Annotated in this window: 1 protein-coding gene; it reads right to left on the bottom strand. The window is 43.1% G+C overall.

Annotated elements, in window-relative coordinates; translation table 11 throughout:
- Positions 1–668: response regulator (locus A3766_RS04675; RefSeq protein ID WP_156508687.1), on the bottom strand; the 668-nt coding region annotated here is incomplete at its 3' end.
- Positions 669–705 lie beyond the last annotated feature (37 nt).

The raw sequence follows: 705 nt of genomic DNA, 5'->3' as shown, positions 1-705 counted from the left end.
CGTAGTAGTTTTTCTGCATCCTCATAATGTTTACGCCGAATCATGATTCTTGCCAGCCCATATTCGGCCCAGGTAAAATCGTTTGCTTTAAGGATGCCTTCGTATAGCTCGCGTGCCTCGTCGATGTGTCCGATTTTACTTAGCAGCCAGGCTTTTGTCTTCATGCAGCGAAGTACGTAATTGCCTTTCTCGGCAATTTTCTCGTCACAATAGGCAATTGCTGAGTGATAGTCTCCATCATCTATAGCATTGTCAATTGCACTCATCGCTTCTTTCATTTTTAGCGCTTTGCTTAAGCGTTGTTTCAAATCATTGGGTGTGATCGGTTTTACCAGGTAGCCATCGGGTTCGTTCTCGACGGTGCCCATAACCTTACTGCGATCAACTTCGGCTGAAACAATAAAAAATAAGTCCGAGAACTTTAACAGTTTCTTGTAGCGTAGCTCCTCAAGTAACTCCTGGCCGTTTTTGCCTTTGCCTAAGTCATAGTTGCACAGCGTAACGTCGTAATTGACGTTCTGAAAACCTGAGACAACATTTTGTGCACTGCTTGCTGTGTCAACGAGCTTAAGGCCAAGTGACATCAGTGTCTTTTTGGTAGAAAAACGGAAGGAGTCTAGTTCATCGACGATGAGAAAGCGTTTCTTGGCAAATTCTTCCAGTGACATAAGGTTTTATATGAGTGTAGATTTATGAGCTCAAATA

This window comes from Oleiphilus sp. HI0132 (genome assembly GCF_001635845.1).
The sequence above is the reverse complement of the archived record's forward strand: the minus strand, read 5'-3'. Positions and strand labels throughout refer to the sequence as shown.